This window comes from Georgenia yuyongxinii (genome assembly GCF_006352065.1).
Lineage (GTDB): Bacteria > Actinomycetota > Actinomycetes > Actinomycetales > Actinomycetaceae > Georgenia > Georgenia yuyongxinii.
In genome coordinates this window covers 171,195-183,584 of sequence record NZ_CP040915.1, presented here as the reverse complement: position 1 = coordinate 183,584, position 12,390 = coordinate 171,195, and the positions used below count along the sequence as shown (strand labels likewise).

The window sequence follows — 12,390 nt, the reverse complement described above, 5'->3', positions numbered from 1 at the left end:
CGCCCGGTCGTTCTCGCAGCGACGTCAGGCGGGTTCCGCGTCGTGGCGCACGTCGAGGTGTCGCCGACACCGGGCCTGGTACGCCTCGATCCCGCCGACATGCTCGGCGGCCGGGACACGGGAATCGCCCACCTCGCCGTGACGCACCCGCTGATGGAACGCGGCATCCTCCCCACAGACGGCGCACACCGCCGTCAGCTTGGTCACGTCCTCGGCAAGGGCCATGAGCGAGGGCAGCGGCTCGAAGGGACGGCCGTCGAACGTCACGCACAGCCCGGCGACGACGACGGTGGTGCCCGCGAGCACCAGCTCACCGACCGCCGGGACGAGGTCCGTGCCGAAGAACTGCGCCTCGTCGATCGCGAGAAGGTCCAACTCACGACCGCCGACAAGCTCCACCAGCGAGCGGACGTCGGGCGCCGACCGGGACGGGACGCTGAGCCCCGAGTGGGAGGCCACCTGGCCCGCGCCGTGCCGCTCGTCCAGCGCATGGTTGACCACCTCGACCGCGAGCCCGGCCAGCTGGGCACGGCGCACCCGTCGCAGCAGCTCCTCGGACTTTCCCGCGAACATCGGCCCGCACACCACCTGGAGCCGGCCTGTCCCGTTCCTCTGCATGCGCGCAGCCTATTGGCGACGGCGGAGCCGCTCGGCGGAGGTCTCGGCGGAGGTCTCGGCGGAGGTCTCGGCGGAGGTCTCGGGGCTGGTAGTACATCGCTCAGGCATAGCCTGAGGAAAGTACTACCAGGGCGGGGCCGGCGTGTTGACGGGTGGAGCGCGACCTCATAGGCCGACTCATAGGCCGACGGCGTGGCAGAGGCAGGAGCCACGGGTGGGCGCCGTCGATGCCCGGTGGTTCAGTGGAGACATGACCTGGGAGACGCATCCCGTGACCCTCGACCGCTTCGAGGACTTCGCCGACGTCATCAACCCCAACCGGCGCGCGACGCACTGCTGGTGCCTCTCCCACCGGCTCCGCCCGAAGGACATCGAGGAGCTCGGAGGCGGCGACCGCGAGCAGGCGATGCGCACCTTGTGTGCGCGAAAGCACCCGCCCGGCGTGGTGACCTACCTCGACGGCGTGCCCGTCGGCTGGTGCAACATCGGCCCGCGTGCCGAGATCCCCCGGCTGGCCGGGTCGAAGCTCATCCGCCCGGTCGACGACGTCGCGGTGTGGAGCATCGTGTGCGTCGTGGTCCGGAGCGGCCACCGCAAGCAGGGCGTCACCCGACCGCTCATCGAGGGCGCGGTGGCCTACGCGGCGTCGCGGGGCGCACCGGCCGTCGAGGCGCACCCCGTGGACCCGCCCGGGCGCATGGACACCACGATGGCCTTCGTCGGCACACGTTCGATGTTCGCGAGGGCCGGGTTCCGGGTGATCGGCACGACGGATGCGGTGGCGAGCAAGCTGCCCCGCCTTGTCATGCGCCGTGACCTCACGTCATCGTCGAACCCCTGACGGCGGTCGAGGGGTGCGAAACGGAGACATGGCCCGCCGGAGGACCTGTCCACGGGCAGCACGTTGCGTGGCGTGCGGATCGTCGACCCGTTCGACGACCGCACGCCACGCGCCTGACCTCTCCCTCAGTCGGCGCCGGTGTACCGGAACGCGAGGATGGCGCCCGGGTCCGCGAGGACGTCGGTGGAGGCCCCGGTGTCGAGGTCGCGCACGAGACCGCCGGAGTCGGTGGCGACGTAGATGGTCCCGCCGTCCGGTGAGATGGCGGTGTCGCGGTAGCGGTTCTGGCTGACGAACAGGGGCAGCCCGCCGTCGATGACGCGGGCGGCGTCGTCGTGGCCCTTGCCTCGGCCGTTGTCGTCGAGGACGGGCAGGCGGAAGAGCGTGCCGAGCTTCAGCGTCGGCATGAGGAAGGAGTTCTCCCACCCGGGGATGGCGTCGGCCTCGTACCAGTCGAGGCTGGAGGGGGCGACTGTCGGGTAGCAGATGAAGAAGAGCGGAGCCTCGCACGGCTCAGCACTGAAATCGGTGCCCGTGGGTACGGTGTAGAAGGTGCGCAGAGGCGGCACGAAGTTCGGGGCGTTGAACTCGTGCTCGGCCATCTGGGGCACCTGGTCGGGGATCTCGAACGCGTTGTACTGCTCGGGGGTGCAGTCCTCCCACGCCGCCCAGTTCCCGAAGACGTAGGCCTGGTCGTCCTTGAAGCCGGCCACGTTCGGCCAGCCGTAGTTGCCACCCGCCTCGAGGAGGTTCAGCTCGTCGTCGCTCTTGGGCCCCTGCTCGGAGGAGTAGATGCGGTCCCCGGGGCCGACCACGAGCCCCTGGGGGTTGCGGTGCCCGTATGTGAAGATGTGGCTGCGCACCCCGTTGAGCTTGGGGTTGTCCTTCGGGATGGTGCCGTCCAGGTTCAGGCGCAACGTCTTGCCTTGGTACGCGGTCCAGTCCTCGCCCTTGATCTCCTCAGCGGTGGGCAGCCGCTGAGCCTGGTTCACCTTGCAGGCGTTGTGGTCCTGCAGGTTGCCGCGGTCACCGATGGTGTAGTGCAGGGTGCCGTCGGGCCGGAAGACCAGGCGGCCGGAGTTGTGGTCGTCGCTGCCGATGAGGTCCTCGATGAGGACCTTCGGCTCGACGAGCTGCTGGGCGTCGTCGTCGTAGGTGTACCGCACGATCCGGGTGCGCCGGTTGATGTCCTCGCCCTCGGGGCCCGTGCCGTCGGCCTCGTAGGTGTAGGCGAGGTAGACGTACTGGTTCTTGTGCTTCTTCAGCAGGTCCGGGTGCAGCGCCATGCCCAGCAGGCCGTCCTGCTCGCCGGGGGTGGTGAGGACGTCGTCGATGGTGAGGATCGTGGTCTTCTCGCCCGAGTCCGGGTCGACCAGGGTCACCCGGCCGGCGGTGCGCTCGGTGGCCCAGATGTTCCCGTCCGGGCCGTAGGTGACCTCGAAGGGGTCGGACAGATCGGTCGTGAGCACCGACCGGTCGAAGTCCTCCTCGCCGGCCGGCACGACGTCGTCGTCGTGTCTGGACCGTTCGTCGGCGACGGCGCTGGGCAGCGCCAGTGACAGTGGGATGACGAGGGCGGCGCCCAGCACCGCGGCTCGAACTCTTCTCATGATTGCTCTCTCGTGGGGGCGGGCCGCACGCCGCGGGAGAGGGTCGTGCGTTCCCTGAACTGTGAGTTCCTCGCGCACCCGGCGGCGGGCGCCGCTCGTGCTCACCGAGTCCGGAAAGTCTCGGGTGCTGATGGCCCCCGGTGGGGCGGACGGGCGCTGCATCGCGCCGACGCAGGCGCCGGCCATGTCGAGGGGCCGGGTCGAGCCTGGAGGGGGTGGCTCTGTCACCACGCGGCACCCTACGCCGGGCGGATCGCCCCCGCGAGGGGTCGCCGTAGCTCGCGTCGCGGAGACGTCTCAGTAGCCTGTGCGAGGTGACCACGAGCGCCCGCGCAGCGGGGCAGACGCGGCGACGGCAGCTGTCCGGACAGCTCTCCGGTCCGCTCCGCCGGTTCCTGGCCACCGAGTCCGGGAGCGCGCTGCTCCTGGTGGGGGCCGCCGTCGTCGCCCTCGCGTGGGCGAACTCGCCCTGGTCGGCGAGCTACGACGCCCTGTGGGGAACCTCGGTGTCGGTCAGCGCTGGGGACGCGGTGTTCGAGATGGACCTGGGCCACTGGATCAACGACGGCCTGATGGCCGTGTTCTTCTTCGTGATCGGTCTGGAGGTGCGCCGAGACCTGGCGGTGGGCGAGCTCACCCGGCGCCGCCGGGTGGTGCTCCCGGTGGTGGCCGGCGTGGGCGGGATGGTGGTCCCTGCCCTGCTCTACCTCCTGATCGCCCCGTCCGGGGAGGCGGCGAGCGGCTGGGGCGTGGTGATCGGGACGGACACGGCCTTCCTGCTCGGCGCGCTGGCGCTGGTCGGGCCGGCCACCTCCACCCAGCTGCGAGTCTTCCTGCTCACGCTCACCGTGGTCGACGACATCGTGGCGGTGACGGTGATCGGCGTCGTCTACTCCGGGACGCTCCACACCCCCGCGCTCGTTCTTGCCGGGGCCGGCGTGCTGGCGCTGGTGGCCCTGGACCGGTGGGGGGTGTGGCGGACCTGGCCGTACGCGCTGACCGCCCTGGCCGTGTGGGCTGCGACGGTCGCCTCCGGGCTGCATGCCTCGATCGCCGGAATGGTGGCCGGTCTGCTGATCCCGGCCTTCGCCCCACGACGGGAGGAGGTGGAGGGGGCGGCGCTACGTTTCCGCGCCTTCCGGCAGTCACCCCTCGCCGAGGTGGGCCGCTCGGCGCAGGCGGCGCTGGCCCGGGCGGTGCCCGTGAACGAGCGCATGCAGATCGTGCTGCACCCCTGGACCGGCTACGTGATCGTGCCCCTATTCGCGCTGGCGAACGCGGGGGTGGACCTGCGCGGCGGGCTGCTCGGTGAGGCGCTGACCTCGCCGGTGACGTGGGGGGTGGCGGTCGGCCTCGTCGTGGGCAAGTTCGTGGGCATCGGTGGGTCCGCCCTCCTCGGCGCGCGCTTCCGGCTGGGTTCGTTCCCCCAGGGCGTGGGGCCGGGCCAGGTGCTGGGCGGCGCGGCGCTCTCCGGCATCGGGTTCACCGTGTCGCTCCTGATCATCGGGCTGGCCTTCGACTCGGCCGAGCTCCAGGACGAGGCGACCGTCGGGGTGCTGCTCGCCGTCGTCCTCGCCATCGCCCTGGGCTGGGTGGTGTTCCGGCTGGCCGCGGTGCTGCACGGGGAGACGTCGGCCGGGCTGCCTATGGTCCTGTGCCGGCCGGTGGACGAAGACCGCGACCATCTCCTCGGGCCGGCCGACGCGCCGCTGACGCTGGTGGAGTACGCCGACTTCGAGTGCCCCTTCTGCGCCCGCGCCACCGGGGTGGCCAAGGAGGTGCGCGAGCACTTCGGCGACGACCTCCGCTACGTCCTGCGGCACCTGCCGCTGCCCGACGTCCACCCGCACGCCGAGCTCGCGGCCGCGGCGGCGGAGGCCGCCGGCGCGCAGGGCCGCTTCTGGGAGATGCACGACCTGCTCTTCGCCCACCAGGACCAGCTCGAGCTGGAGGACCTGGCCGGTTACGCCGGCCACCTGGGGCTGGACGTGGACGCGTTCCTCCACGACGTCGATGAGCAGCACCATGCGGAGCGGATCCGTGAGGACGTCGCCGACGCCGAGGCCAGCGGCGCGCGCGGCACGCCGACCTTCTTCATCGGCATGCGCCGGCACGTCGGCCCCTACGACGCCCGGACCCTGATCGCCGAGCTCGACGCCGCCCGGCGCGCGGGCGGGTCGGCGCCGGCCGCACGCGACGAGCGGTGAGCCGTGAGCCGTGAGCCACCGACGCGTGTTGCCTACGCTGCTGCCATGACGAACCTCGAGGCGCGCCCTCAGGAGCAGGTCTGCGTCGCCGGGCCGGGCACCCCCGCGGTGGAGCTGATCGAGCCCCGGGACGTCCCGCTCGGCGGTCCGCGGGCGATGACCGTGCGCCGCACCCTGCCGTCGCGGCAGCGTTCCCTCATCGGGGCGTTCTGCTTCGCCGACCACTACGGACCCGACGAGATCGCCGCCTCCGGAGGCATGGACGTGGCCCCGCACCCGCACACCGGGCTGCAGACGGTCACCTGGCTCTTCACCGGGAAGGTCCTGCACCAGGACGCGCTCGGCTCCGTCCAGACCATCGAGCCCGGCCAGCTCAACCTCATGACCGCCGGCCACGGCATCTGGCACTCCGAGGAGGCCACTCTCACCCGGTTCCCCACCCAGGGCCGGCTCCACGGCGTGCAGCTGTGGACCGCGCTGCCCGATGCCGACCGGGACGGTGAGCGCGCGTTCGAGCACGTCCCCGAGCTGCCGACGTTCGACGTGGACGACGCGAGCGTGCGGGTGTTCATGGGCACCCTCGGCGGGGTCGCCTCGCCTGCCCGGGCTTACACCCCGCTCGTCGCCGCCCAGGTCGACATCCCGGCGCGGACCACGGTGCACCTGCCGGTGGACGCGGCCTTCGAGCACGGCGTGCTGGTGGACGACGGCGACCTCACCGTCGCCGGGACGGCGGTACCGCCCGCATGGCTCGCCTACCTCGCACCCGGCACCGGGACGCTGGTGCTGGAGTCCGGGGACACCCCCGTGCGCGCCGTCCTCATCGGCGGCGTCCCGTTCGGCGAGCAGGTCCTCATGTGGTGGAACTTCGTCACCCGCACCCACGAGGAGATCGTCCAGGCCCGGGCCCAGTGGCAGGCGGCCATCGCCGGCGAGGCCGACGGCGTCGCCCGGTTCGGCCGCGTCACCGGCTACGACGGCGGGCCCCTGCCTGCCCCTGAGCTGCCGAACGTGCGGCTCAAGCCGCGCGGGCGCTAGGTCCGGCGGGCGGGGCGAGGGGGCGGGCACCCCGAGACCCCCGGACCCCGGACCTGAGCCCCAGACCCCGGACGCCACGGTGTGACTAGGCACACAGCAGCGTCCGGAATCTATTTGAACTTTCATGCATTTGCATGTGGTGAACGGGTTCGCGACTGCGAGCCGCGAGCATCGATCCACCACAGGAGTGTCATGACCAAGATCGCCATCGTCACCGGCAGTGTCCGCCCCGGCCGTCAGAGCCTGAACGTCGCCAACTGGGTCAAGTCCATCGCAGACCGTCGCTCGGACGCCGAGTTCGAGATCGTCGACATCGCCGACTTCAACCTGCCCGTCTGGGGCGAGGCCATGCCGCCGTCCTACGGTCCCGCGCAGTCCGCCGAGGGCCAGCGCTGGTCCGCGAAGATGGCCGAGTTCGACGGCTTCGTGTTCGTGGTCTCCGAGTACAACCACTCCATCACCGGCGCCCTGAAGAACGCGCTGGACTACCTCGCTCCCGAGATGAACAACAAGGCTGCGGCGTTCGTCTCCTACGGCTCCGCCGGCGGCGCCCGCGCCGTCGAGCACCTGCGCGGCATCCTCTCCGAGATGCAGGTCGCGCACGTGCGCAACGCCGTCCTGATGTCCCTGTTCACCGACTTCGAGAACTTCTCGGTGTTCACCCCGACCGAGCCGGCCACCGCCGCCGTCGAGCCGATGGTCGAGCAGCTGACTGCCTGGACCAAGGCCATGGAGGCCGTCCGCGCGGGTCAGTTCTCCCCGGTGGGCGCCAACGCCTGATCGGCTCGGGCCCGATGGGCCCACGCCTGATCGGCGGACAATCGCCGAGGAGGGCGGACCGGGATGCTCCCGGTCCGCCCCTTCGTCGTCGGCACGATCGTCGCCCGGGTCCTGCGCCACCTCCCTCAGGTGCGCCCCGGCGCAGCTGCAGGCACGAAGGGCGCACCGGGCCCCGGTCCGGTCAGGGGGTTCGGTGAGTCTCCGTCGCCGCTGTGATGGCATCGGCCGCGGCGGTAATGACGTCCGCCGCCGCGGTGAGCGCTTCCGCGGAGGCCGTGATGACCTCCGGCGCCGCAGTCGGGGCGTCGAACGTCCCGCCGAGCGAGCCTGGCCAGCCCGACCCCGGCGCCATGCCGGCTGCCTCGCCCGTTAGCCGGGCCGCGACCTCGGTGAGCACCTCGACGACCGTCTCCGCGGACGGCCGGCCGTCGGGGTCCTTGGCGAGGAGCATGGACACGAGGACGTCCAGCGCTTCCGGCACGCCGGGGCTGAGCTGGGCGAGCCGCGGTGGGTCGATGAAGACGTGCTGGTGCAGGATCGCCTCGGGCCGCGCACCCGTGAAGGGCGGCCGGCCCGCGATCAGCGCCGTGAGCAGGCAGCCGAAGGAGTACATGTCCGTGCTGCGTGTGGCGCTCTCGGCGCGAGCCTGTTCCGGTGCCATGTACTCGGCGGTGCCGTGGGTGGTGCCCTCCTCCGCGAGGGACGTGACCGGCTGGTACTCGAACGCGGCGATCCCGAAGTCGACCACCATCACCCGGCTGTCGTCGATGAGGATGTTCGCGGGCTTCACGTCCCGGTGCACGATGCCCACGGCATGTGCCGCGGCGAGCGCGCCGGCCACCCGGCCGGCGATGCGAAGCGCTTCCGCGAGCGGCAGGGGGCCGTCGCTCAGCACGGCCGCGAGGTCTCGCCCGCGCAGCCGTTCCATGACGATGTAGGCGGTGTCGCCGTCGACGCCGGCGTCGTGCACGGTGACGATGTCCGGGTGCTCGAGGGCCGCGGTGGCGATCGCCTCCCGGTTCACCATGTCGCTCAGAGCTGGGTCAGCGGCATCGGCCAGGCTGAACGTCTTGACCGCGACCCGCCGCGCCAGAACGCGGTCGATGCCGCGCCACACCTCGGCCATACCGCCACGGCCGAGGCGTCTGTCGAGCTCGTACCGGTCACCGAGCACTCTTTTGGGCACCCTCGATTATCGCCGACGGCAGCCGAATCGGCACCGTGACCAGGTTGGCGGCCCCTGCTTAGGCTGGGCGCATGACTGCGACGCCTCCTGTTCCCGTGACCGCGACGACCCTGCGCATCGGCGCCCACGTGCGCCACGACGACCCGGTCGCCGCGGGCCAGGCCCGCGGCGCCGCGCTGAGCCAGTTCTTCATCGGCGACCCGCAGGGTTGGAAGAAGCCCCAGGTCGCGTTCGACGGCGGCCCGGCCGCCCTGCGCGCGGCCGCCGAGGAGGCAGGCATCGACCTGTACGTGCACGCCCCGTATGTCCTCAACGTCGCCACGACGAACAACCGGATCCGGATCCCCAGCCGCAAGCTGCTCCAGCAGCAGATGGATGCCGCCGCCGAGGTGGGCGCGAAGGGCCTGATCATCCACGGCGGGCACGTCGGCTCCGACGCCGAGCTGGAGAAGGGCTTCGACAACTGGCGCAAGGCCGTGGACCAGACCGACATCAAGGTCCCGCTCCTCATCGAGAACACCGCGGGCGGCAACCACGCCATGGCGCGCCACGTCGACCGGATCGCGCGGCTGTGGGACGCGATCTCGCAGGCGGAGGGCTTCGACGAGGTCGGGTTCTGCCTGGACACCTGCCACGCACACGCCGGCGGGAACGAGCTGGGCAGCGTCGTGGAGCAGGTGCGTGCCATCACCGGCCGGATCGACCTGGTCCACCTCAACGACAGCCGCGACGCGTTCGACTCCGGCGCGGACCGCCACGCCAACCTCGGGGCCGGCAGCATCGACGCCGACGGGCTCGCCGGGGTGGTGCGTGCCGCGGGTGCGCCGGTGGTGGTCGAGACGCCCGGCGGGGCCGAGGAGCACGCGGCCGACTTCGCCTGGCTGCGCGAGCGCCTCTGACTGTCGGGGTAGGACCCGGCCAGCTCAGCTAGGGCGGGACCGTCCCGGTGAGGAGGCGGGGCGGAGGTGCGCGACCGGGATCACGCGGCCTGCCTTCGCCTCGTACTTCGCGACTCCGGGGGCCCGCACCAGCACGACCTCGCGCCACACCCGGTCACGCTCCGTGCCGAGGAGCTCCCTAGGAATGACTTCCTCCGGCATCGTGCCGATCTCGACCACGGCACGGGTTGTCGCGCGCAGGTTGCGGAACCAGTCCGGGTCCGTTGGGGAGCCGCTACCCGTGCCCCACACGAGGTAGCCGCCGTGATGGTCGAGGTAGCGGACCATGGTCGACCGGGGCTTCCCGGTGCGCCGTCCGGGTGAGGTGACCATAAGCACCGCCTGGTCACCGAACGCGTCGAGCCGACCCTTGAACGCGTGATGCACCCACCGCCCGATCGCGTTGCCCTGACGCCTCATCCGGCGCTCGAACGACACGCGCCACCACCTCCGCCCACCAGCGTCCTCCCGCCCCAGGCGCGTGGTCAACGGCGACGGGCGTCCGCGAGAACGCCTGCCGGATCCACCGGCGACCGCGTCGGTCCCGGCCGATGTCAGTGGCGTGGTCCATCGTGGAACCACGTGCAGGACCGATAGGAGGGGGACGTCATGACCGCCATCGCTTTGGACGTCGAGCTTGAGCTCGAGGTCGCCACCTTGACCATGTGGGACCGCACCGACGGTGCGATCGACCCGCTGGCCGACTGCGCCCGCGCCTGGTGCGACGACTCCGCGGGGCCCACCCTCGTCGTCGGCGGTTTCTGCGAGTGCTGCGGCGCCCGCGACCACGACGACATATGAGGCGCGCCCGCCGTCGCCCGTAGCTCGCGATGGACGACGGCGGCACCCCCGGGTCCCGGCGTGCCGGGACCCGCTGCGGTTCTACTGGTCGGCGTACATGAGGGAGCCGGGCGTGGTCAGCGTCTGTCCTGTCTCCAGCCAGGTCTTCAGCCCGGAGAGGATCATCGGCCAGCCGCCGTAGAGCTGGTCGTTGGCGCCGTCGCGGAGCTGGTCATGCGTAAGTGTGAGGCGGCAGGAGTCGGCCACCTGCTCGATCTCCCACGTCACGCGGGAAAAACCCTCCTCCTTGACGTCGTCGCCCCACAGCGCGCGCAGCGTGTGCACGAGGCGGCGGGGCGGGTCGACCTCCAGGACCTCGCCCTCGCCGAGGAGGCCGTCGGAGGCGGGGTGGCCCATCTCCAGTCGTGAGCCGACCGCCCAGTCGGACGTCACCTGGGCACCAAAGTTGTACTTGGCGCGTGTCTCGCCGTCGGTGATTGCCTCCCAGAGGCGCTCGGGCGTGGTGCGGATGTAGATCTCGAAGACCTTCTCCATCGGAGTCTCCAGCCTGCTCTTGAGCCCGCTGAGCGTCGCCGTCCAGGGCTCGGCGTACTTGCTCACCCACCGGTCGTGGATGAGGCGGATCGGAACCGGGTTGAGGAAGTGCAGCTTCTCGCGGCCTCGACGTCGGGCGACGACGAGGCCGGCCTCCTCCAACTGCTTCAGGTGCTTGGCCACCCCGAAGCGACTCATCTCGAAGCGCTGCTCGAGCGCTGTCATGGACTGTCCGTCCTGGCGGAAGAGCTCGTCGAGGAGCTGCCGCCGCGTCGGGTCGGCCAGCGCCTTAAACACCTCGTCCACGACACAATTATGTGACCGTTTGGTCACATGTCAAGGGGGTGTGCGAGATCCCGCGACCGCCGTTCGGGTACGTGGTGGCGTTCGCTGGTTCAGTCGGCGACTGCGGTCGAAGGCTCGGCGGCGACGGCGGTCGGAGGCTCAGCGGTCACGGCGGCCACGCCTTCCGCGATGGCACGCCGTCCCGAGGGCAGCGCCACGGCCAGCGCCGTCACCAGGAACATCAGCACCCCCGAGACGACGAGCAGCGACTCCACGGAGAACCGGTCGGCCAGCGGGCCGAAGATCGCCATGCCCAGCGGCATGGACACCGCCATGACGACGCCGACGAAGCCGAACACACGGCCCTGGCGCTCGGGCTCGACGGTCTCCTGCAGCACCGTCATGGCGGGCGTCGAGAACGCGGGCACGACGAGGCCGAGCACGAACATCAGGGCCAGGAAGACCCACAGGTGCGTCGCCAGGCCCATCCCGACGGCCAGCGCTCCGAAGAGGAACGCCGAAACCACGAGCATGACGACCCGGTTCTTCAGCCCTCCCCAGCCGGCGATGACCGCGCCGCCGATGAGCATCCCGACGCCGTAAGCCACCTCGAGGGCGGTGAGCTTCCAGACCTCCTCCCCGAACGTGCGGACCATCATCAGCGGCGTCAGCCCGGACGGCGCGGCGACCAGGACGAACACGATCGCGAAGAGCCCGAGCAGCCAGCGGACGAAGCGGTGCGTGGTCACGTACCGGACGCCGTCGCGCAGGTCGTCGAAGTATCCCGGCCGCGCGCCGTCGGTCGCGCGCACCAGAGGCGGGACGGTCAGCACGGCGAGCAGGGCGATGCCGATCAAGGCGGTGACCACGTCGACGAAGAACACGGCGACGATGGAGAAGTTGGCGTACACCAGCGCCGCCACGGCAGGGGCGAGCAGGATCATCGCCGACTGGATGGTCGCGTTGATGCCGTTGACACGCATGAGCCTGGCCGTCGGCACGATCTGCGGGAGCAGGGCGGAGACGGCCGGCGTCTGCACCCCCGCGCCGGCGGACCGGATCGCGAGGGTGGCGTAGATCAGCCACAGGTCCGAGGTGCCGCTGAGCATGAGCAGCGCCAGTCCCAGGGTCGTCGCCGCGATGACGGCGTCGGCGGTCATGATGAGCTTCCTGCGATCGTGCCGGTCGGCCCACACGCCACCGAAGATGGAGACGACCGCCTGGGGAAGGAACCCGAAGACGGACGCCAGCGCCATGACGACTCCGGAGCGCGTCTCGAGCGTGAGGTGCCACATGATCGCGTACTGCACGAGCATCGAGCCGAACAGCGAGACCGTCTGCCCACCGAGGAAGATCGTGGCGTCGCGACGCCAGCGCGGATCGCCGGTCGGGGCCGCGGCGGCACCGTCGGGGCCTGCGACGGGCGGCGGGGCGGTGTCAGCCACGTCGAGGGACGGCTCGGGAATGGGGGTGGTCACCGGGCAAGTCTGCGTCAGCACACCGACGCCGGTCGACGGAATTTGCTGTGCTTACCTCCCCAGACCGGTCGCCA

Annotated in this window: 12 protein-coding genes; 6 read left to right on the top strand and 6 right to left on the bottom strand. The window is 71.3% G+C overall.

The genetic code is table 11. The features are described 5' to 3' along the window. Positions 1-24 precede the first annotated feature (24 nt). The gene (locus tag FE374_RS00765) at positions 25-618 is read right to left on the bottom strand and encodes a thymidine kinase (RefSeq protein WP_139926794.1); all 594 of its coding nucleotides are present in this window, start codon (positions 616-618) and stop codon (positions 25-27) included. Positions 619-868: 250 nt separating this feature from the next. Here FE374_RS00765 and FE374_RS00760 point away from each other — a divergent pair, with 250 nt between their 5' ends. Next, a complete protein-coding gene (locus FE374_RS00760) occupies positions 869-1,459 on the top strand; it encodes a GNAT family N-acetyltransferase (protein ID WP_139926793.1) in 591 nt (196 codons plus the stop codon). A gap of 125 nt (positions 1,460-1,584) precedes the next feature. On the opposite strand, the gene FE374_RS00755 is transcribed toward FE374_RS00760, so the two are convergent. Then, the gene (locus tag FE374_RS00755) at positions 1,585-3,069 is read right to left on the bottom strand and encodes a glucose/sorbosone family PQQ-dependent dehydrogenase (RefSeq protein WP_139926792.1); all 1,485 of its coding nucleotides are present in this window, start codon (positions 3,067-3,069) and stop codon (positions 1,585-1,587) included. A 314-nt stretch (positions 3,070-3,383) separates the two neighbouring features. On the opposite strand from FE374_RS00755, the gene nhaA reads away from it, so the two are divergent. The 3 genes from nhaA to FE374_RS00740 all read left to right on the top strand — a co-directional run bounded on the left by nhaA (position 3,384) and on the right by FE374_RS00740 (position 7,094). Then, entirely contained in the window at positions 3,384-5,276 is a 1,893-nt protein-coding gene (gene nhaA / locus FE374_RS00750; protein WP_179957341.1) for a Na+/H+ antiporter NhaA, read from the top strand. A gap of 45 nt (positions 5,277-5,321) precedes the next feature. Further along, positions 5,322-6,314 carry a pirin family protein gene (locus tag FE374_RS00745; protein ID WP_139926791.1) on the top strand — a complete coding sequence of 331 codons (993 nt, stop codon included), beginning with the start codon at positions 5,322-5,324 and terminating at the stop codon, positions 6,312-6,314. Between the two features lie 192 nt (positions 6,315-6,506). Continuing rightward, complete coding sequence (locus tag FE374_RS00740) at positions 6,507-7,094, top strand: NADPH-dependent FMN reductase (protein WP_139926790.1); 588 nt, start codon at positions 6,507-6,509, stop codon at positions 7,092-7,094. 181 nt (positions 7,095-7,275) lie between these two features. Here FE374_RS00740 and FE374_RS00735 read toward each other — a convergent pair whose 3' ends face one another. After that, positions 7,276-8,268, bottom strand: coding sequence for a serine/threonine-protein kinase (locus tag FE374_RS00735; RefSeq protein WP_269142079.1), 993 nt, complete (start codon positions 8,266-8,268; stop codon positions 7,276-7,278). A gap of 83 nt (positions 8,269-8,351) precedes the next feature. Between FE374_RS00735 and FE374_RS00730 the strand changes: the two genes are divergently transcribed. Beyond that, the gene (locus FE374_RS00730; RefSeq protein ID WP_139926788.1) at positions 8,352-9,179 is read left to right on the top strand and encodes a deoxyribonuclease IV; all 828 of its coding nucleotides are present in this window, start codon (positions 8,352-8,354) and stop codon (positions 9,177-9,179) included. Positions 9,180-9,203: 24 nt separating this feature from the next. Here the strand turns inward: FE374_RS00730 and FE374_RS00725 are convergent, their stop codons facing one another. Next, on the bottom strand, positions 9,204-9,656 hold the full coding sequence (locus FE374_RS00725) for a nitroreductase family deazaflavin-dependent oxidoreductase (RefSeq protein ID WP_139926787.1): 453 nt from the start codon (positions 9,654-9,656) through the stop codon (positions 9,204-9,206). Between the two features lie 171 nt (positions 9,657-9,827). Here FE374_RS00725 and FE374_RS00720 point away from each other — a divergent pair, with 171 nt between their 5' ends. Next, complete coding sequence (locus tag FE374_RS00720) at positions 9,828-10,019, top strand: hypothetical protein (RefSeq protein WP_139926786.1); 192 nt, start codon at positions 9,828-9,830, stop codon at positions 10,017-10,019. 81 nt (positions 10,020-10,100) lie between these two features. On the opposite strand, the gene FE374_RS00715 is transcribed toward FE374_RS00720, so the two are convergent. Beyond that, positions 10,101-10,859 (bottom strand): ArsR/SmtB family transcription factor, encoded by a 759-nt coding sequence (locus FE374_RS00715; RefSeq protein WP_139926785.1) that lies wholly within the window; start codon positions 10,857-10,859, stop codon positions 10,101-10,103. Positions 10,860-10,948: 89 nt separating this feature from the next. Continuing rightward, positions 10,949-12,316, bottom strand: coding sequence for an MFS transporter (locus FE374_RS00710; RefSeq protein WP_330998430.1), 1,368 nt, complete (start codon positions 12,314-12,316; stop codon positions 10,949-10,951). Positions 12,317-12,390 lie beyond the last annotated feature (74 nt).